This window comes from Bacillus sp. M13(2017), from assembly GCF_002218325.1.
Classification (GTDB): domain Bacteria; phylum Bacillota; class Bacilli; order Bacillales; family Bacillaceae_G; genus Bacillus_A; species Bacillus_A thuringiensis_K.
On the sequence record NZ_KZ268500.1, the window covers coordinates 257,934 to 277,527 of the forward strand.

Below are 19,594 nucleotides of genomic sequence, written 5' to 3' on the forward strand. Positions count from 1 at the left end.
AAATTTTTGAATTCTTTCTGTTCACAAAAGTCAGATAATTGTTTATAATAGGATTAGAAACTTTGAAAAGTTACATAACAGCAGAGACTTTACACCAGATAAAATAAAAACAACATAAAACAATTTTATAATGATATTGTTTTATGTTGTTTTTATCATAAAACTCTTCGGAATGTATTTTCCTCACTAACTTGTTGTTTTGAGCGTGAGGATTCGGGGAGACATTCACGCTCATGCTTTCCATGTAGACAATGGACAATAAGAGGGGAACATCGCAACAAATTTGCATGATCGTGCATTTTGCTTGCCTAAAGAGTGAACGGGCGTTCATAATTCATAGGGGGAGCAAATAGATATAAGGAGCAAGGTTGGGAGAATTTTCAGGAAAAGGAGAGAATGTCATGACTGTTATTCGAGGTTTAGAAGGGGTAGTAGCAACAACATCATCTGTGAGCTCTATTATTGATGATACATTAACTTATGTTGGGTATAATATTGATGATTTAGCTGAGAATGCTACGTTTGAAGAAGTAGTGTACTTATTATGGCACCGCAAGCTTCCTAATGAAAAAGAACTAGCGGAATTTAATGAAATTGTATCTGAATACTATAAAGTTCCAGGTGAGATTTTAACATATTTAAAACAAGTAGATTTAAAAGTTGCACATCCGATGTCTGTTTTACGAACTGCAATTTCCATGCTATCATTATACGATGAGAGCGCTGAAATTATGGATGAAAAGTCTAATTATTTGAAAGCGGTTAAATTACAGGCTCAAGTGGGAACTTTAGTTGCTGCTTACGCGAGAATCCGTAAAGGTTTAGATATTGTTGAGCCAAGAAAGGATTTATCATTAGCTGCAAACTTCTTGTACATGTTAAATGATCGCGAGCCAAATGAAGTTGAAATTGAAGCTTTTGATAAGGCGCTTGTACTTCATGCAGACCATGAGTTAAACGCTTCTACATTTACTGCACGTGTTTGCGTAGCTACACTTTCAGATGTATATTCTGGTATTACAGCAGCAATCGGTGCATTAAAAGGTCCTCTTCACGGTGGGGCAAATGAAAATGTAATGAAGATGTTAACTGAAATTGGTGAAGAAGAAAATGTAGAGCCATATATTCATAATGCTCTTCAAAATAAAGTGAAAATCATGGGCTTTGGCCACCGTGTGTATGAGCAGGGTGATCCACGTGCAAAACACTTACGTGAAATGTCTAAGAGATTATGCGTGCTTTTAGGAGAAGAGAAATGGTATAATATGTCTATCAAAATTGAAGACATTGTAACAAAAGAAAAAGGTCTTCCACCAAATGTTGATTTCTATTCAGCTTCTGTATACCATTGTTTAGGAATTGACCATGACTTATTTACACCTATTTTTGCAATTAGCCGTATGTCAGGCTGGTTAGCTCATATTCTAGAACAATATGAAAACAACCGTTTAATTCGTCCGCGTGCTGATTATAATGGACCAACGCATCAAGTGTATGTTCCAATTGCACAACGATAAGCGAATAACACTATTTTGATAGTGAAAATACGCTTTCAAAAGTCTGATTTTTTCGGAAAGATGTAATGATTAGAATATTTTAATTTGACTAACGGTTTGAACTGAGGGGTTATTCCCTCAGTTTCATACATATGAAATTTCAAACATGGGGGTTATCACATTGACGACAGGTGAAAAAATTACTGTAACTAATGGTGTTATGAATGTACCAAACAATCCGATTATTCCATTTATCGAGGGAGATGGAATTGGTCCTGATATTTGGGCAGCTGCATCTCGCGTACTAGAAGCAGCAGTTGAAAAAGCTTATGATGGTGAGAAGAAAATCGTTTGGAAAGAAGTGCTTGCAGGGGAAAAAGCATTCAACCAAACAGGCGAGTGGTTACCAGAAGAAACTTTAAACTTAATTCGTGAATATTTAATCGCGATTAAAGGTCCACTTACAACTCCAGTTGGCGGTGGTATTCGTTCTCTAAACGTAGCACTTCGTCAAGAATTAGATTTATATGTATGTCTACGTCCAGTTCGTTATTTTGAAGGTGTTCCTTCACCTGTAAAACGTCCGGAAGATACTGATATGGTTATTTTCCGTGAAAATACAGAAGACATTTATGCTGGAATTGAATATGCACAAGGATCTCCAGAAGCAGAAAAAGTTCTTGCTTTCTTAAAAGAAGCAATGGGTGTTAATAAAATCCGCTTCCCAGAAACATCTGGTATTGGTATTAAGCCGATTTCAGAAGAAGGGACAAAGCGTCTTGTTCGTGCTGCAATTCAATATGCAATTAACGAAAAACGCTCTTCTGTTACATTAGTTCATAAAGGAAACATTATGAAATTTACAGAAGGTGCTTTCAAAAACTGGGGTTACGAAGTAGCGGAACAAGAATTCGGCGACAAAGTATTTACTTGGGCTGAATACGATCGTATTGTTGAAAAAGATGGTAAAGATGCAGCGAATAAAGCGATGGCAGACGCTGAAGTGGCTGGAAAAATCATCGTAAAAGATTCTATTGCAGACATCTTCTTACAACAAATTTTAACTCGTCCACGTGAGTTCGATGTTGTTGCAACAATGAACTTAAATGGTGACTATATCTCTGATGCACTTGCTGCACAAGTAGGTGGAATTGGTATTGCACCTGGTGCAAACATTAACTATGTGACTGGACATGCTATCTTTGAAGCTACACACGGTACAGCTCCAAAATATGCAGGTTTAGATAAAGTAAACCCATCTTCTGTTCTTCTTTCAGGTGTATTATTATTAGAACACTTAGGATGGAACGAAGCTGCGAAATTAGTAACTGCTTCTGTTGAGAAAACAATTGCTTCAAAAGTAGTAACTTATGATTTCGCACGCTTAATGGAAGGTGCAACAGAAGTGAAATGTTCTGAGTTCGCTAATGAACTTATTAAAAACATGGATGTAGCGATAATCAAAAACGCATAATTAAAGCGGGGGGTAAATTATGACAATCAAACGCAAGAAGGTTTCAGTCATCGGTGCGGGATTTACAGGAGCAACAACGGCATTCTTATTAGCACAAAAAGAACTTGCAGATGTTGTATTAGTGGACATTCCACAACTGGAAAATCCAACAAAAGGGAAAGCGTTAGATATGTTAGAAGCGAGCCCAGTACAAGGTTTTGATGCTAACATTATTGGAACATCTGATTACGCAGATACTGCTGATTCTGACGTTGTCGTTATTACAGCAGGTATTGCACGTAAGCCTGGTATGAGCCGTGATGACTTAGTAGCAACAAACTCTAAAATTATGAAAAGTATTACGCGCGACATTGCAAAACATTCACCAAATGCAATTATTGTTGTGTTAACAAATCCAGTTGATGCAATGACATATTCTGTATTTAAAGAAGCAGGATTCCCGAAAGAGCGTGTAATCGGCCAATCGGGTGTATTAGATACAGCTCGTTTCCGTACATTCATCGCACAAGAATTAAATCTTTCTGTAAAAGACATTACAGGATTTGTTCTTGGCGGACACGGTGACGACATGGTACCTCTTGTGCGTTATTCTTATGCAGGCGGTATTCCGTTAGAAACATTAATTCCGAAAGAGCGTTTAGAAGCAATTGTAGAACGTACACGTAAAGGTGGCGGTGAGATTGTAGGCTTATTAGGAAACGGTAGTGCATATTACGCACCAGCAGCTTCTTTAGTTGAAATGACAGAAGCGATTTTAAAAGATCAACGCCGTGTATTACCAGCTATTGCGTATCTTGAAGGTGAGTATGGTTATAGTGACCTTTACTTAGGGGTACCAGTAATTCTAGGTGGTAACGGAATTGAAAAAATTATTGAATTAGAACTTCTTGCAGATGAAAAAGAAGCGTTAGATCGCTCTGTAGAATCTGTACGTAACGTAATGAAAGTTCTTGTTTAATAATTGAATAGTAGTGAAAAAGATTCGGGATCCCGAATCTTTTTCTACTATTTACCGAATTGTTTTTTTGAAATAATATGAAAACGCTATCATTTGTAATATCCTATAATGAAACTGTAGATTTATACTATACATTGCCCTCATCATAGTAAATTTCGGATAAGGTATCGCTTTTAGTAGGATAATAAGGTGAAAAAATCGGAGGGGGTTGTAACATGTTAAAGAAAAAAGTTCAAATTGGTCGTAAAATGGATGAAATTACAGTAGGAGAGAAATTATCTATCACTGAAAAAATTGAGGATAAAGATTTGTTATTGTACTTAGGGTTAACGAATGATGCCAATCCATTATATATTCAGCATGATTACGCATCCCAAACTCCGTATGAAAAGCCGATTGTACCAAGCATTATGCTAACGGGAATGATTACAACGGCGGTTACGAAATATTTACCGGGTCCAGGAAGTCATATTACGAGAAAGGACCTTACATTCGTGAAACATGTTCACCATTATGAAACGTTACAAATCCACTTTGAAGTTGTGGCTGTTTCTGAGGAGGAACATACAATTGATATGCTTGTATCTGCTCATGATGAAAAAGGAGAAACTGTTGTGAAAGGTTCATTAACAGTAACGCCACCTTTTAAATCAGTCTCTATTATGGAAAAAGCATTAGATAATTTTTAAAAGAAGAAAGTATGAATAGCGCTAGCATACCTTTAATAAGGATGATAGCGCTATTTTTAGTTGAAGAATCCTTCTTTGAACCCTTCAGAAAATTCTGAGCACCCCGTTTTAATCGTATCCCAGCTCGGTACGTTAAAAGTAAGGAAACATGTTACTACTAAAGTTAAAATAGGTAGTAATAGTCGCATAATAGAAACTCCTTATCTTTTATATTCGAATTATCAAATTAACAATATTCACTATATTATAATTTAATAATTTAAGTCAATGGAAGGAGTGATTCTTTAAGATGAGGTGGAAAAGAGAAGGTGTGATCTTTGAAACGGTAAGAGAAGCTGAAGTGTGGGCAGACGGGGTTGCGAATGAAATGTACGGGAGAGTATTTGATGGATATGAAACACCAGATTATAAAATAGCGTATGCTCTTTCGTTTTTTCTAGCACAAAATCAAGATTTTATAGTTCATACGGAAGTGAGCTTTAAAGAAGAGAGAGCAATCTATAAAGTTTGGCAAAATCCTGTGTAGTTGCAGGTGAAGCGTAATTACGTCTATTTTCTCAATTCTACACAAACGATCTCCATGAATAGACAATTATATTGAGAGGGACCTTATTTTCTAGTATGATGAGAATAACGGGGAAAATACTAGGATGAAGAAGGTTTCAAGTCTATAACTTGGAGGAAAAGAATGAACAATCGTATTTTAGTAGTTGATGATGAGGAATTTATCTTAACTTTAATTGAATTTAATTTACAACAAGCTGGGTTTGAAGTTATAACAGCGATGGATGGAGAAATGGCGCTTCAAAAAGCGACAACAGAACGCCCAGATTTAATTATATTAGATTTAATGCTTCCGAAAATGGATGGTATGGAAGTGTGTAAAGAATTACGATTGCAGCGCGTTATGACGCCGATTTTAATGTTAACGGCAAAAGATGATGAGTTTGATAAGGTGCTAGGCCTTGAACTTGGGGCAGATGATTATATGACGAAGCCATTTAGTCCAAGAGAAGTTGTTGCTCGTGTGAAGGCGATTTTGCGCCGTACGAAATTACAACAAGAAGAACAAGTTGCAGAAGCGCCAGATGAAGATAGCATCACAATTGCAGAACTTAAAATTTTACCGGAGTTTTATGAGGCTTATTTCCAAGGAAGAAAGCTTGAATTAACACCAAAAGAATTTGAACTACTTGTGTATCTTGCGAAAAATAAAAGTCGCGTGTTGACACGTGATCAATTATTAAGTGCTGTATGGAATTACGATTTTGCTGGTGATACACGAATTGTTGATGTTCATATTAGCCATTTGCGCGATAAAATTGAACAAAATACGAAAAAACCGACGTACATTAAAACGATACGTGGTTTAGGATATAAATTAGAGGAGCCAAAAGGGAATGAATAAATTTCGTTCCAGGCTTCTTTTTACATTTGTTTCTCTTATTGTATTTATTTTAGTTGGACTAGGTTTATTACTAGAAACTGTGTTTGAAAACTACTATATAGATCATGCTAAAGAGAGAATGGTAAAAGAGACGGAGTATGTTGCGACGTTAGCAGAAGAGCAAGGTTTTGATAATGTCTTAAAGAATCCATACGTATTTGAAAAGATAGAAGAAAAAATACCAGCTTCTATCGTATTTTTGGATGAAAAAAAGAAAGTTCAATATAGAAAAGGACAAGAATTGACATTTAGTCCAGAGACGATTAAAGAACTTTCTTCGGAAGTGGCAAAACAACGAAGTAAAGTGATTACGAAAGAAACGGATCGAAAGAATGAATTTTATCATGCGGTGTTCGTTCAAGATGTAGAAGGAAAACAAGGATACATTTTGGTGAAAAGCACAATTGAGCCTTTGAAAGATGTTCACCAAAAAACGTGGGGATTATTAATTATCGGATTTGTCATTGCTTGTCTCGTAGTTGTATTTTTAGGTATGAAAATTACAGGGCAATATATTAGGCCAATTGAATCGGTTACGAAAGTTGCAATTGAATTGGCAAAGGGTAATTATAAAGCACGTGCATACGAAAGTCATTCGGATGAAACAGGAATGCTGAGTAAAGCGATTAATATTTTAGCTCGAAATTTACAAGAGATGACACTTGAACAAGAAATGCAGCAAGATCGTCTGCATACGTTAATTGAAAATATGGGAAGCGGAATGATTTTAATTGATAGCCGAGGATATATAAACCTTGTAAACCGCTCTTATAAGGAAACCTTCCACGTAACAGATGAAGAATATTTAGATCGCTTATATTATGAATCGTTTCATCATACAGAAATTATTGAGCTTGTAGAAGAAATCTTTATGACAGAAGTGAAAGTGCGTAAACAAATGTTATTGCCACTTGGAATTGAACGGAAGCATTTCGAAGTATATGGAGCGCCTATTATCGGGACAAACCATGAATGGAAAGGGATTGTTCTCGTATTCCATGAGATAACAGAGTTAAAGAAATTAGAACAAATGAGAAAAGACTTTTTAGCGAATGTTTCTCATGAATTAAAGACACCGATTACTTCTATTAAAGGTTTTTCAGAAACACTCTTAGACGGAGCGATGGATAATAAAAAATTCTGCGAACATTTCTTGCACATTATTTTAAAAGAAAGTGAGCGCATGCAAGGATTAATAGAAGATTTATTAGATTTGTCAAAGATCGAACAACAAGGATTTAAATTAAATATGGGAACTGTTGACATGAAGGGGCTGCTTGAAGATATTCATATGGTGCTTGATAATAAAGCGGGAGAGAAAGAAATCTCTTTACAAGTGAATGTATTAAAACGAGCCTCTGTTATTGGAGATCCAAGTCGTTTGAAACAAATCTTTATTAATTTAATTAATAACGCAATCGTATATACACCGGCTGGAGGTGTTGTTTCAGTAGAGTTAGCGGAAGATAAATATAATGCTTATATAAAAGTATCGGATACTGGAATTGGTATTAGTAAAGAGGAAATTCCGCGTATTTTTGAACGTTTCTACCGGGTGGATAAAGCAAGAAGTAGAAATACTGGTGGTACCGGCCTTGGATTGTCGATCGTAAAGCATTTAGTTGAGGCGCATCAAGGTACGATTACAGTAGATAGTGAAGTTGGAGAAGGGACAACGTTTACAGTTGTTTTACCGAAATCAGCAACTGAAAAATAGGATGAAGGATGTTTACAATATATTAACAATGGCTTAATTAAATATTAATAAAGCTCTGTTAATATAATACATGAAAACCCCTTCATCCAAGGAGTAATTTTGGACGAGAATAGTTAAGCTGTTCTCGTCACTTCCCTTTATGCCAATATAAGTCTGTTTTATATATGAAAGAAAATAGCCGTTATTTTTCTTCTCTCTATTAGTCATGTTAATATAGAGAGAGGAAAGGAACGGTTTTTTTCTGTGAAAAAAATCATTTCAAATTTGTATGGGGAGGTTTCAATTTTGGAAAAAAAAGTCGTATTAGTAGATGGTAATAATATCGCGTATCGTGCTTTCTTTGCACTACCGCTTTTAAATAACGACAAAGGTATACATACGAACGCAATTTACGGTTTTACAATGATGTTAATGAGAATATTAGAGGAAGAAAAGCCAACTCATATGTTAGTGGCATTTGATGCAGGCAAAACAACGTTCCGTCATAAAACGTATAGTGAGTATAAAGGAGGACGTCAAAAGACTCCACCTGAATTATCAGAGCAGTTCCCGTTTATTCGTGAGATGCTGGATGCGTTCAATGTACCGCGTTATGAATTAGAGAATTATGAAGCGGATGACATCATGGGAACGTTAGCGAAAGAAGCGAGTGAGCAAGGGGCAAGTGTAAAAGTTATTTCAGGAGATAAAGATTTACTTCAACTCGTTTCTGATAACACGCTTGTATGTATTCCGCGAAAAGGGATTACAGAAGTGGATGAATATACGAAAGAAGCTTTATTTGAAAAATACAGCTTATCACCAAAGCAAATTATCGATATGAAAGGTTTAATGGGAGACCAGTCAGATAATATACCGGGTGTACCAGGAGTTGGTGAAAAAACGGCAATTAAATTGTTAACACAGTTTGGAACGGTTGAAGCGGTGTATGAAAATATAGATCAAGTAAGTGGGAAGAAATTAAAAGAAAAACTGGAAGAAAATAAAGAACAAGCTCTTATGAGTAAGGATCTTGCAACTATTATTACAGATGCGCCGATTACAGTTCATGTGGATGATATGGCGTATAAAGGATATGAAGCAAGTGATGTCATTCCAATGTTCGAGAGTTTAGGATTTACATCTCTTTTAAATAAATTAGGCGTTACGCCAGAAGAAACAGCTCCAGCTGAATTAGATGATATTACATTTGATATTGTGGAAGAAGTTACAGAAGAAATGCTTCAGCAAGATAGTGCGCTTATCGTTGAAGTACAAGAAGATAATTATCATAAAGCAGACATTCAAGGTTTCGGTATTCAAAATGAAAATGGATGTTACTTTATTCAGACAGACATTGCTCTTAAGTCAGATGCTTTTAAAGAGTGGCTTGCAGATGGAGAAATGAGAAAGCATACATTTGATGCGAAGCGTGCAATCGTTGCACTGAAATGGAATGGGATAGATATGCAAGGGATTGACTTCGATCTATTAATCGCTGCTTATTTACTTGACCCGGCTGATACAGATAAAGATTTCCGTACTGTAGCGAAAATGAAAGAAACGCATGCTGTGAAATCAGATGAAGAAGTTTACGGAAAAGGTGCGAAGCGTGCTGTTCCAGAGTTAGAGGTAGTAGCGGAGCATGTGGCTCGTAAAGTGCATGTATTATATGATATAAAGCAAACATTTGTGGAAGAGTTAAAGAAGAATGAGCAATATGAACTGTTTACAGAGTTAGAATTGCCGCTTGCACGTGTATTAGCTGATATGGAAGTAAAGGGTGTAAAAGTTGATACAGATCGTCTTCGTAATATGGGGGAAGAACTTGCGGGTAGATTAAAGGAAATGGAACAGGAAATTTATAAGCTTGCGGGAACAGAATTTAATATTAATTCACCGAAACAGCTTGGTGTTATTTTGTTTGAGAACTTAAACTTACCGGTTATTAAAAAGACGAAAACAGGCTATTCTACGTCAGCTGATGTACTAGATAAGCTTATGAATCACCATGAAATTATTCCAAATATTTTACATTATCGTCAATTAGGGAAGCTAAATTCAACTTACATTGAAGGTTTACTGAAAGTTGTACATGAAGATTCATCTAAAATTCATACGCGCTTTAATCAAGTGTTAACGCAAACAGGTCGATTAAGTTCAACGGATCCGAACTTGCAAAATATCCCGATTCGATTAGAAGAAGGAAGAAAGATTCGTCAGGCATTTGTTCCATCAGAAGAAGGATGGATTATGTATGCAGCTGATTATTCACAAATCGAACTGCGTGTATTAGCTCATATTGCAAATGATAAAGGGCTAGTTGAAGCGTTCCAACATGACATGGATATTCATACGAAAACAGCTATGGATGTATTTGGCGTTGAAAAAGATGAAGTAACTTCAAATATGAGACGACAAGCGAAAGCTGTTAACTTCGGAATTGTGTATGGTATTAGTGATTATGGTCTTTCGCAAAACTTAGGAATTACAAGAAAAGCAGCAGCGGAATTTATTGAAAAGTATTTAGAAAGTTTCCCTGGTGTACAAGAATACATGGAGGACATCGTAAAAGATGCGAAACAAAAAGGATATGTGGCTACATTATTAAATCGTCGCCGTTATATTCCAGAAATTACGAGTCGTAATTTCAACTTGCGTAGCTTCGCTGAACGTACAGCGATGAATACACCAATTCAAGGTACTGCAGCAGATATTATTAAAAAAGCGATGATTATTATGGCAGATCGTTTAGAAGAAGAAGGATTACAAGCGCGTCTTCTTCTGCAAGTACACGATGAATTAATATTTGAAGCACCAAAAGAAGAGATTCAAAAATTAGAGCAGCTTGTACCTGAAGTAATGGAACATGCAATTGAACTTGCAGTTCCGCTGAAAGTTGATTATTCTTACGGTCCAACTTGGTACGACGCAAAATAAGGAAGTGATGAAATGCCTGAATTACCAGAGGTTGAAAACGTCAGACGGACACTTGAAAATCTTGTAACAGGAAAAACGATTGAAGATGTTATTGTTACTTATCCAAAAATAGTGAAAAGACCGGATGATGCAGAAATCTTTAAAGAAACGCTAAAAGGCGAGAAGATTGAAAATATAAAGCGAAGAGGAAAGTTTTTGCTTTTATATGTAACGAATTATGTCATTGTTTCACATTTGCGTATGGAAGGTAAGTTTTTACTACATCAAGAGGATGAGCCAATTGATAAACATACGCACGTCCGTTTCTTATTTACAGATGGAACGGAATTACATTATAAAGATGTGAGAAAGTTTGGTACGATGCATCTCTTTAAGAAAGGTGAAGAAATGAACCAAATGCCTCTTGCTGACTTAGGTCCGGAGCCATTTGATGCTGAAATGACACCGCAGTATTTGCAAGAAAGATTGCAAAAGACAAATCGTAAAATAAAAGTTGTGCTACTGGACCAGCGTCTTTTAGTAGGGCTTGGAAACATATATGTAGATGAAGTTTTATTCCGTTCTCAAATTCATCCGGAACGAGAAGCTTCGTCTTTAACAGTAGAAGAAATTGAGCGAATTTATGAGGCTACAGTTACCACGCTAGGTGAAGCAGTAAAGCGTGGCGGAAGTACAATTCGGACGTATATCAACTCACAAGGGCAAATTGGTTCGTTCCAAGAACTCCTAAATGTATATGGGAAAAAAGGAGAGCCGTGCGTAACTTGTGGCACGATATTAGAAAAAACAGTTGTTGGCGGGCGAGGAACGCATTACTGCCCGATTTGTCAGCCTAGAATATAGAAAAGAGATAACATCGGATAGGCATTTGTCATATACATACAGCAGAGCTATGTATAAGGGAGGAGCTTACCGATGTACCTTTATTTATCTCTTATTTTATTAGCTTTTACATTAAGCTTAGACAGCTGTAGTGTAGGGCTAACATATGGTTTAAGAAGCGTAAGAATACCACTAAGATCAATAATAATTATCGGAATGTGTTCAGCGGCTGTTATGCTTGTTTCAATGGGAATTGGACATATGATCGCGAAAGTATTTTCACCTGTTATCGCAACGCGTATCGGTGGGCTTGTTCTTATTGGAATAGGGATTTGGGTATTATATCAATTTTTTCGAAGTGAGAAAAAAGAAGAACCGAAGCAAGAGGAGAAGGTCTGGAAATTAGAGATTGCCTCGCTAGGGCTAGTGATTCAAATTTTACGGAAACCGACTGTAGCAGATTTTGATAAATCAGGCACCATTTCTGCAGGAGAAGCATTGCTTCTTGGTATCGCTCTTTCTGTAGACTCATTTGGTGCCGGAATTGGTGCATCTTTATTAGGGTATGCACCCGCTATGATGGCGATATTAGTTGCAGTTATGAGTTCTTTGTTTTTATTTATTGGAATGAAACTTGGAACGGTTTTATCGAATATGAAGTGGTTACAAAAATTTACATTCCTGCCTGGAGTATTACTCATTATTATTGGAATTTGGAAAATGTAAGTATGGGCGTGGAACATTAGTTTCGCGCCTTTTATTATGAGGAGGATTATGATGACAGTAGTAATTGGATTAACAGGAGGCATTGCAAGCGGAAAAAGTACAGTATCTCAAATGTTTCGCGAGCTCAGTATACCAGTTATTGATGCAGATATTATTGCACGAGAAGTTGTAGAGCGAGGAAAACCAGCATATAACAAAATAGTAGAAGTATTTGGAACGGAAGTTTTACAAGAAGATGGAGAACTAAATCGTCCAAAAATAGGAAGTGTCGTTTTCTATAATGAAGAAAAACGATTGCAGTTAAATAAAATTGTTCATCCTGCAGTGCGTGAGGAAATGAATAGGAAAAAGGAAATGTACATAGAAGAAGGTATGCAAGCGGTTGTGTTAGATATTCCTCTCTTATTTGAAAGTAAATTAACAAGTCTCGTTGACCGCATTTTAGTTGTAGCGGTTAAGCCGCATACGCAATTAGAGCGTTTAATGAAACGAAATAACTTTTCAGAAGAAGAAGCAACAGTTCGTATTCAATCTCAAATGCCGTTAGAAGAAAAAGTGAAAAATGCAGATGAAGTGATAAATAATGATGGCACAATTATGGGAACGAAAACACAATTGCAGGTAATTTTAAAGAAGTGGAACATTATTGACTAAAAAATTGTGAAATTAATGAAAATGCTTAGTGACATATCTCCTTTTTGTGTTATACTATTATTGGGATTGGAGATAAATAGTATAACGCATTCAAGGGGGATAACATATTATGACTCGTGTGGCAATTAATGGATTTGGACGTATTGGGAGAATGGTATTTCGTCAAGCAATAAAAGAAAGCGCATTCGAAATTGTAGCAATCAATGCAAGCTATCCATCTGAAACGTTAGCACACTTAATTAAATATGATACAGTTCATGGCAAGTTTGACGGAACAGTAGAAGCATTTGAAGATCACTTATTAGTTGATGGAAAAATGATTCGCCTTTTAAACAACCGCGATCCAAAGGAATTGCCTTGGACAGATTTAGGTGTTGAAGTTGTAATTGAAGCAACTGGTAAATTTAATTCAAAAGAAAAAGCAATTCTTCACGTTGAAGCTGGAGCGAAAAAAGTTATTTTAACGGCGCCTGGTAAAAATGAAGATGTAACAATTGTAGTTGGTGTGAACGAAGACCAATTAGATATTATAAAACATACTGTTATTTCAAATGCATCTTGTACAACAAACTGTTTAGCGCCTGTTGTGAAGGTGTTAGATGAGCAGTTTGGAATTGAAAACGGTTTAATGACGACAGTTCACGCTTATACAAATGACCAAAAAAATATTGATAACCCACATAAAGATTTAAGAAGAGCACGTGCTTGCGGACAATCAATCATTCCGACAACGACAGGTGCTGCGAAAGCGCTAGCAAAAGTTCTTCCGCATTTAAACGGAAAACTTCATGGTATGGCACTTCGTGTACCAACACCAAACGTGTCTCTTGTTGACTTAGTAGTAGATGTAAAACGCGATGTGACAGTTGAAGCTATTAACGATGCATTCAAAACTGTTGCAAACGGTGCTTTAAAAGGTATTGTAGAATTCAGCGAAGAGCCTTTAGTATCTATCGACTTTAATACAAATACGCATTCAGCTATTATCGATGGTTTATCTACAATGGTAATGGGTGATCGTAAAGTGAAAGTACTTGCTTGGTATGATAACGAGTGGGGCTACTCTCGTCGTGTTGTAGATCTTGTAACGTTAGTTGTTGAAGAGTTAGCGAAACAAGAAAATGTGCAACACATTTAAGTGAATAAGGGAGGAGAGGGCAAGGCAATATTTGCCCTCTTTTTTTATTTTTTTCTGAAAAGGAAAAAAATTATATGAGTATATTTTAAAAAGTGGACATACCACGAAACGTTGTGATTACTGCATTTGTGAATCGTTTATTTTTTTTAGGGAAAAGTAAAGAGGAAAATATGACAGAAAATCGAAAAAACTGTTGTTGCAAAATGAAAATAAACAAAGTATACTAACACTCGTAAACTTAAGAGCTGAGGTACGTAGTCACTACTTAAAGGGTTAGGACCTCTCTGGACTAACTTTCCCCCGTGGTAGTGGAGCAAGCCAAATTGCAAATTAGTTTTCAATTCGAACAGTTAGAATAAATTTACAAGGGGGAACTGTAGAATGGATACTATGGATACGATGGGTCGTCACGTGATCGCTGAACTTTGGGATTGCGATTTCGACAAGCTTAATGACATGCCGTATATTGAACAATTATTTGTGGATGCAGCACTAAGAGCTGGTGCTGAAGTGCGTGAGGTTGCTTTCCATAAATTTGCACCACAAGGTGTAAGTGGAGTAGTAATTATCTCAGAATCACATTTAACAATTCATAGCTTTCCGGAGCACGGTTACGCGAGTATTGATGTTTATACTTGTGGGGATCGTATTGATCCAAATGTTGCTGCAGAATATATTGCAGAAGGTTTAAACGCGAAAACGCGTGAGAGCATCGAGCTTCCTCGAGGCACTGGTAGCTTCGAAATTAAGCAGAGAGAAACAAAAGCTCTTTAAAAAAGAACATAATTGATTTAAAATGTAAAGAGGTGTATAATGCACCTCTTTTTTAGTTTATAAAAAAGGAAAAATATAACGTAATCGTTAGTTGAATAAATTGGACTCTTGCAAATGAGGTAGTGCTCTCTATATACCATCTTATTTTTAAGGATGAGATGATAAAATGATGCGCTGAAACTTAAAGTGGTAAGAGAGTTAGAATGAGTTATATAATATTGTATATATATTTTAGGTGAAGTGAGTAGAGAAAAATAAAGAGTATAGTGTAAAGGAGTGAATGAATTGCGTTGTCCATCCTGTTCTCATAATGGTACAAGAGTGTTAGATTCGCGTCCGGTAGACGAGGGGCGCTCTATTCGAAGAAGGAGAGAGTGTGAAAGCTGCTTAAGTCGCTTTACGACCTTTGAAAGGGTAGAAGAGTCACCTCTTATCGTTGTAAAAAAAGAAGGCACACGAGAAGAGTTTAATAAAGAAAAGATTTTACGCGGTTTAATTAAAGCGTGTGAAAAAAGACCAGTATCTTTAAGACAATTAGAAGAAGTAACACAAAGCGTGGAACGTGAACTGCGTAATTTAGGTATATCAGAAGTGAAAAGTGATATGATTGGTGAAATTGTTATGGAAGAACTGCGCGATATTGATGATGTTGCTTACGTACGTTTTGCTTCTGTATATCGTCAATTTAAAGATTTAAATGTATTTATTGAAGAATTAAAAGATATACTGCAAAAAGAAAGAGAGTAGAAGTTGTATTTTATTCTCTTTACATACCGTAAGTAATAGGATAAGAGAGCTAGAAGCGCAAGCTAATAGCTCTTTTTCACTAAGAATTTATATAATGAAGATAGAACGAATGAAGTAGAGGATAGATTGGATGAGAGAAAGGAAAAGCAAGAATGGAAAAACAGTCATGGATGGAGCTATTGCCGATTGATCGTTATAAAGTAAGTGCGAAAGGGCTACTGCACAATTACGACCGAAAAGTGTTAACGATGTTGTATCAGCCGTTAATAGGTAGTAGAGCTTTTAGCTTATACATGACACTATGGGGAGAGCTAGAGCAAGATCGTGTATTTGGAAAAGAGAATACGCATCATTCCCTTATGGTGACTATGCAAATGCAACTTCCTGAAATATATGAGGAACGAGTAAAGTTAGAGGCAATTGGGCTATTGAAGGTTTATATTAAGAAAGAAAAAGATATTCGAATGTTCATATATGAGTTGCAACCACCTTTATCTCCGAAGCAGTTTTTTGATGATATTGTTTTAAGTATCTTTTTATATAATCGATTGAGCCGGACAAAATATAATCAAGTAAAGCAATATTTCTTAGAAGAAGAATTTGATTTTGCTTCTTATGAAAATGTTACGCGTTCTTTCAATGATGTGTTTGGTTCGTTTAATCCAGGACAGCTTGAGCATGCGCAAGAAGACCTTCGTATTCCAAAAACGACAACTATGCCAAGTAACGAGAAGGGAGACGCTCCGAAAGTTTGGAATGATTTCTTTGATTTCTCTTTATTTGTAGATGGATTGTCCGCTCTTGTTCCTAAAAAGGCGATTACAGATCAAGTGAGAGACTGCGTTATAACACTTGCTTACGTGTATGGTGTAGATGTGTTATCGATGCAAAATATCGTTCTTGGTGCAGTGACAGAGATGCAAACAATTGATATGGAAAGGCTTAGAAAAGGAGCGCGCGATTGGTATCAATTTGAAAATGGTCAAGCATTACCGGTATTAAGTGAAAGAGTACAGCCTCATGCTGCACGTACGATGAAAGAGAAAGAGCCTTCATCGCAAGAGGAGATGCTAATAAAGCAGCTAGAGGAAATCTCGCCAAAACAACTATTGAAAGAGATTTCTGGTGGTGCAGAGGCAACGAAAGCGGATTTGCAGATCGTTGAAGATGTCATGATTAATCAAAAATTGACACCAGGAGTTGTGAATGTACTTATTTATTACGTTATGCTACGCTCAGATATGAAACTTGCGAAAACGTATGTCGAGAAGATTGCTGGGCATTGGGCACGTAAAAAGGTCGGGACAGTAGCGGAAGCGATGGCGTTAGCGAAAGAAGAGAACCGTCAATATCAAGAGTGGGCTGAGACGAAGAAAAAAGGCCGTACGGTGAAGAAAACGGTGCGGAAAGAAATGGTACCAGATTGGCTTAAGGAAGAAGAGCCGAAAGAACAAGAGAAAGAAACAGTGAAGAAAGATGTAAGTGTAGAAAAAGATGCAAGTACGCTAGAAGATGAACGAAAACGACTAGAAGAAGTGTTAAAAAAATATAAGCGTGATTAATAGAAGAGAATGAACGCTCTTTGAGGTGAGAAAATGGAGCATATTCAAAATTCATTTGCAAAATTAATGGAAAATGAAAACTTTAAAAATAGATATGAAGTATTAAAGGCAGAAGTAATGGCGCATCCGCGTGTGAAAGAATTTATAGACGAACATAAGGGTGAAGTAACGACTTCTATGATTGAGCGCAGTCTTGTGAAGTTATATGAATATATTGGACAAAGTGTAGGTTGCGTGGATTGTCCGGATTTAGGTTCATGTAAAAATATGCTGCAAGGTTACGAGCCAAAGCTTGTTATTCAAGGGAAGATGATTGATATTCAATACGATCGCTGCGTTAGAAAAGTAGCGCATGACGAGAGAAAGAAATATGAAAAACTCGTTCAAAGTGTATATATGCCAACGGATATTTTACAGGCAACTATGGAAAACTTAGACCCTTCTGATTTAAATGCACGTATCGATGCGATTGGTGCAGCGAATGAATTTTTAAGTACATATGAACCAGGTAAAAAAGCACAAGGTTTATATTTGTACGGTAAATTTGGTGTAGGAAAAACGTACCTTTTAGGAGCAATAGCGAACGAGCTTGCTCGAAAGAAAATAAGTTCGATGCTCGTATACTTCCCGGAATTTTTACGTGAAATTAAAAGTTCAATTCAAGATAATTCGATTGGTGAAAAGATTGATGCGGTTAAACGCGTACAAGTTTTAATGTTAGACGATATCGGGGCAGAAGCGATGTCAAGCTTTGTGCGTGACGATGTGCTTGGTGCAATCTTGCAATTCCGTATGTTAGAAAACTTACCGACGTTCTTTACGTCTAATTTTGATTTTAAACAACTGGAACACCATTTAACGTATACGCAGCGTGGTGAGGCTGAAGAAATGAAGGCAGCACGTATTATGGAGCGAATTAAATATTTAGCGAAACCAATTCCAATTGGTGGGAAAAACCGTCGTCATAAGTAAAAGAGCAAGCTGAGAAGCTTGCTCTTTTGTATTATAGTGATATTTTCTTTTCAAATATGAGGTCGAAATATTCAGGTTGTCCAGAACTGCCAATCGTAGGGGCAACAATCTGTACGAACCTCCAGCCATCTCTAGCATGTTCTTGAATAATTTCTTGGTAGTCTTCAGCTGGTTTTGAGCGAGTGCCCCCAATGTAATTCGACTTTTACGAATTTATATTCAATCATTCAGATGCATAATTTTATTGATAAGTAAAGTATACAATAAAAATTCATAGTAGCTTGTATCATTTTTTTCTCCCTCCCTTAATATATATAAAATTAGCAAGCCATATTGAGTGGATTTTCTAACAATAGGAAATGTGATTCTACTAAGAGTGAACTTCACGCGGGACGGACTCTTATAGGATTTGTAACGTATAGATACAGTCCTTTAGAGCGGGGATAAAAGGGGGGACAAAAGTGATTGAAATTTGCTTCGAAGAAAAAAATGATGCTATGCACGTATATAGACAATTGCTGAAAAGAGCGGAAGTATTATATAAGGAAACGAGTGTGTATTTACAGGAACAAAAAGTGGTGATTCACATACCAGTACGTGAATCGAATTATATTGAAAAGATCTTATTGCCAGTAATGGTGTATTTCATTGTGAATGTGAAACAAAATGAGTGGATTTATACGATTTTAAAAGAAAAGTTTTTTTATGAAGAACAAGAAGAGTGTCATCAAATATTGCACATGGCACATGAGATTTTAAAGGGAAGAAGAAAAGGTGTAGCTCAGGATTTAACGCGTAACGCATTTGAGTCATATATTAAGTCTTCTTTAAACAATTGGCTTTGTGATCCGCTCTCATTCTCGTTTTCATCATATATCCGTTTTCGTCTTCGTACATATAGGGAAATGGTGGCTAAACTTGCGGAAGTGGCAATTGATGAATATAAGATGGAGCAAGAATACCAAATGTTCATTGAGACGCTTCGGCAACAAGTAAGCAGCCGTAAATCACGTTTGTCTTGTGTGCATCTTATTTTTGATGAAAGCTTTATCTTTTATGATGATAAAGGTAGACGTTTAAAACAGGAGAAGTTGGTCCAATATATAGATGAGGAATTGTTAAAGCAAAATGATGTATATATTGATACGAAAGTAATTGCGCCGCTTCTTTCTATTTCGCCCAAAAAGATTTATTTATATACGAAAGAACAAGATCATAATATGATTATTACTTTGCGAAATGTGTTCCAAGAACGGGTCCAATTACATGGATTACATGATTTTGAGCGCAATGTGAAAAATTTAAAAAATAAAGGTAACGCCCTTGATTTTCTAAGTTTTTGAGCATATAATTACCTACATAAATGAAATATATTGAAATGTCATGATGAGGACATGAGTAGTTTTCTACGATTTTCAGAGAGGGAAGCCTTAGGGTGTGAGCTTCCTAGTACGGGATTATTACTTACCACCTCTAAACTTTAGCAGTGAACGGTTTTT

At 36.3% G+C, this 19,594-nt stretch carries 18 protein-coding genes, 1 pseudogene and 1 other annotated feature (1 of these 20 running past the window's edge); of the genes and pseudogenes, 17 read left to right on the top strand and 2 right to left on the bottom strand.

Features of this window, described 5'->3' with window-relative positions:
* Window positions 1-368 precede the first annotated feature (368 nt).
* From citZ to CGQ22_RS01610, 4 genes are all read left to right on the top strand, one after another.
* A complete protein-coding gene (citZ, locus tag CGQ22_RS01595) occupies window positions 369-1,517 on the top strand; it encodes a citrate synthase (protein WP_000503654.1) in 1,149 nt (382 codons plus the stop codon).
* A 160-nt stretch (window positions 1,518-1,677) separates the two neighbouring features.
* A complete protein-coding gene (icd, locus tag CGQ22_RS01600; RefSeq protein WP_000206898.1) occupies window positions 1,678-2,970 on the top strand; it encodes an NADP-dependent isocitrate dehydrogenase in 1,293 nt (430 codons plus the stop codon).
* Window positions 2,971-2,989: 19 nt separating this feature from the next.
* Complete coding sequence (gene mdh, locus CGQ22_RS01605) at window positions 2,990-3,928, top strand: malate dehydrogenase (RefSeq protein ID WP_000153232.1); 939 nt, start codon at window positions 2,990-2,992, stop codon at window positions 3,926-3,928.
* Between the two features lie 215 nt (window positions 3,929-4,143).
* Window positions 4,144-4,617 (top strand): MaoC family dehydratase, encoded by a 474-nt coding sequence (locus tag CGQ22_RS01610; protein WP_000914180.1) that lies wholly within the window; start codon window positions 4,144-4,146, stop codon window positions 4,615-4,617.
* A 56-nt stretch (window positions 4,618-4,673) separates the two neighbouring features.
* Here the strand turns inward: CGQ22_RS01610 and CGQ22_RS32310 are convergent, their stop codons facing one another.
* The gene (locus CGQ22_RS32310) at window positions 4,674-4,805 is read right to left on the bottom strand and encodes a hypothetical protein (protein ID WP_089148231.1); all 132 of its coding nucleotides are present in this window, start codon (window positions 4,803-4,805) and stop codon (window positions 4,674-4,676) included.
* A 101-nt stretch (window positions 4,806-4,906) separates the two neighbouring features.
* Here CGQ22_RS32310 and CGQ22_RS01620 point away from each other — a divergent pair, with 101 nt between their 5' ends.
* The 12 genes from CGQ22_RS01620 (at window position 4,907) to dnaI (ending at window position 18,095) form a co-directional block, all read left to right on the top strand.
* Complete coding sequence (locus CGQ22_RS01620; RefSeq protein WP_001267386.1) at window positions 4,907-5,143, top strand: hypothetical protein; 237 nt, start codon at window positions 4,907-4,909, stop codon at window positions 5,141-5,143.
* 162 nt (window positions 5,144-5,305) lie between these two features.
* Window positions 5,306-6,025, top strand: a complete 720-nt coding sequence (gene phoP / locus CGQ22_RS01625) for a two-component system response regulator PhoP (protein WP_001065220.1) — start codon at window positions 5,306-5,308, stop codon at window positions 6,023-6,025.
* A complete protein-coding gene (gene phoR, locus CGQ22_RS01630; protein WP_089148232.1) occupies window positions 6,018-7,781 on the top strand; it encodes a sensory box histidine kinase PhoR in 1,764 nt (587 codons plus the stop codon). Before phoP ends, phoR begins: the two co-directional genes overlap by 8 nt.
* A gap of 285 nt (window positions 7,782-8,066) precedes the next feature.
* Window positions 8,067-10,700 carry a DNA polymerase I gene (polA, locus tag CGQ22_RS01635; protein ID WP_000412800.1) on the top strand — a complete coding sequence of 878 codons (2,634 nt, stop codon included), beginning with the start codon at window positions 8,067-8,069 and terminating at the stop codon, window positions 10,698-10,700.
* Between the two features lie 12 nt (window positions 10,701-10,712).
* Window positions 10,713-11,543, top strand: a complete 831-nt coding sequence (gene mutM, locus CGQ22_RS01640; protein WP_001114495.1) for a DNA-formamidopyrimidine glycosylase — start codon at window positions 10,713-10,715, stop codon at window positions 11,541-11,543.
* Window positions 11,544-11,615: 72 nt separating this feature from the next.
* Window positions 11,616-12,248 (top strand): sporulation membrane protein YtaF, encoded by a 633-nt coding sequence (gene ytaF, locus CGQ22_RS01645; RefSeq protein ID WP_000281744.1) that lies wholly within the window; start codon window positions 11,616-11,618, stop codon window positions 12,246-12,248.
* Between the two features lie 51 nt (window positions 12,249-12,299).
* On the top strand, window positions 12,300-12,902 hold the full coding sequence (coaE, locus tag CGQ22_RS01650; protein ID WP_000219322.1) for a dephospho-CoA kinase: 603 nt from the start codon (window positions 12,300-12,302) through the stop codon (window positions 12,900-12,902).
* Between the two features lie 109 nt (window positions 12,903-13,011).
* Window positions 13,012-14,040 (top strand): glyceraldehyde-3-phosphate dehydrogenase, encoded by a 1,029-nt coding sequence (locus CGQ22_RS01655; RefSeq protein ID WP_089148233.1) that lies wholly within the window; start codon window positions 13,012-13,014, stop codon window positions 14,038-14,040.
* A gap of 390 nt (window positions 14,041-14,430) precedes the next feature.
* Window positions 14,431-14,814, top strand: coding sequence for an adenosylmethionine decarboxylase (gene speD, locus CGQ22_RS01665; protein ID WP_002003660.1), 384 nt, complete (start codon window positions 14,431-14,433; stop codon window positions 14,812-14,814).
* A gap of 285 nt (window positions 14,815-15,099) precedes the next feature.
* Complete coding sequence (gene nrdR / locus CGQ22_RS01670; protein ID WP_001203687.1) at window positions 15,100-15,561, top strand: transcriptional regulator NrdR; 462 nt, start codon at window positions 15,100-15,102, stop codon at window positions 15,559-15,561.
* Between the two features lie 152 nt (window positions 15,562-15,713).
* A complete protein-coding gene (locus CGQ22_RS01675) occupies window positions 15,714-17,123 on the top strand; it encodes a replication initiation and membrane attachment family protein (RefSeq protein ID WP_000415027.1) in 1,410 nt (469 codons plus the stop codon).
* Between the two features lie 33 nt (window positions 17,124-17,156).
* Complete coding sequence (gene dnaI, locus CGQ22_RS01680) at window positions 17,157-18,095, top strand: primosomal protein DnaI (RefSeq protein WP_000400104.1); 939 nt, start codon at window positions 17,157-17,159, stop codon at window positions 18,093-18,095.
* 31 nt (window positions 18,096-18,126) lie between these two features.
* Here the strand turns inward: dnaI and CGQ22_RS01685 are convergent.
* Window positions 18,127-18,322, bottom strand: a pseudogene (locus tag CGQ22_RS01685) (DUF4177 domain-containing protein).
* Between the two features lie 234 nt (window positions 18,323-18,556).
* Between CGQ22_RS01685 and ytxC the strand changes: the two are divergent.
* Window positions 18,557-19,438: a putative sporulation protein YtxC gene (gene ytxC / locus CGQ22_RS01690; RefSeq protein WP_000569629.1), complete on the top strand. Its 882-nt coding sequence runs from the start codon at window positions 18,557-18,559 to the stop codon at window positions 19,436-19,438.
* 31 nt (window positions 19,439-19,469) lie between these two features.
* Window positions 19,470-19,594: a binding site (T-box leader), on the top strand (it continues 104 nt past the right edge of the window).

Excerpts from the sequence above, each read along its gene's own strand:
- mdh (WP_000153232.1), top strand. The coding sequence starts at position 2,990 with ATGACAATCAAACGCAAGAAGGTTTCAGTCATCGGTGCGGGATTTACA.
- CGQ22_RS01610 (WP_000914180.1), top strand. The coding sequence starts at position 4,144 with ATGTTAAAGAAAAAAGTTCAAATTGGTCGTAAAATGGATGAAATTACA.
- CGQ22_RS32310 (WP_089148231.1), bottom strand. The coding sequence starts at position 4,805 with ATGCGACTATTACTACCTATTTTAACTTTAGTAGTAACATGTTTCCTT.
- CGQ22_RS01620 (WP_001267386.1), top strand. The coding sequence starts at position 4,907 with ATGAGGTGGAAAAGAGAAGGTGTGATCTTTGAAACGGTAAGAGAAGCT.
- phoP (WP_001065220.1), top strand. The coding sequence starts at position 5,306 with ATGAACAATCGTATTTTAGTAGTTGATGATGAGGAATTTATCTTAACT.
- phoR (WP_089148232.1), top strand. The coding sequence starts at position 6,018 with ATGAATAAATTTCGTTCCAGGCTTCTTTTTACATTTGTTTCTCTTATT.
- mutM (WP_001114495.1), top strand. The coding sequence starts at position 10,713 with ATGCCTGAATTACCAGAGGTTGAAAACGTCAGACGGACACTTGAAAAT.
- ytaF (WP_000281744.1), top strand. The coding sequence starts at position 11,616 with ATGTACCTTTATTTATCTCTTATTTTATTAGCTTTTACATTAAGCTTA.
- coaE (WP_000219322.1), top strand. The coding sequence starts at position 12,300 with ATGACAGTAGTAATTGGATTAACAGGAGGCATTGCAAGCGGAAAAAGT.
- CGQ22_RS01655 (WP_089148233.1), top strand. The coding sequence starts at position 13,012 with ATGACTCGTGTGGCAATTAATGGATTTGGACGTATTGGGAGAATGGTA.
- speD (WP_002003660.1), top strand. The coding sequence starts at position 14,431 with ATGGATACGATGGGTCGTCACGTGATCGCTGAACTTTGGGATTGCGAT.
- CGQ22_RS01675 (WP_000415027.1), top strand. The coding sequence starts at position 15,714 with ATGGAAAAACAGTCATGGATGGAGCTATTGCCGATTGATCGTTATAAA.
- dnaI (WP_000400104.1), top strand. The coding sequence starts at position 17,157 with ATGGAGCATATTCAAAATTCATTTGCAAAATTAATGGAAAATGAAAAC.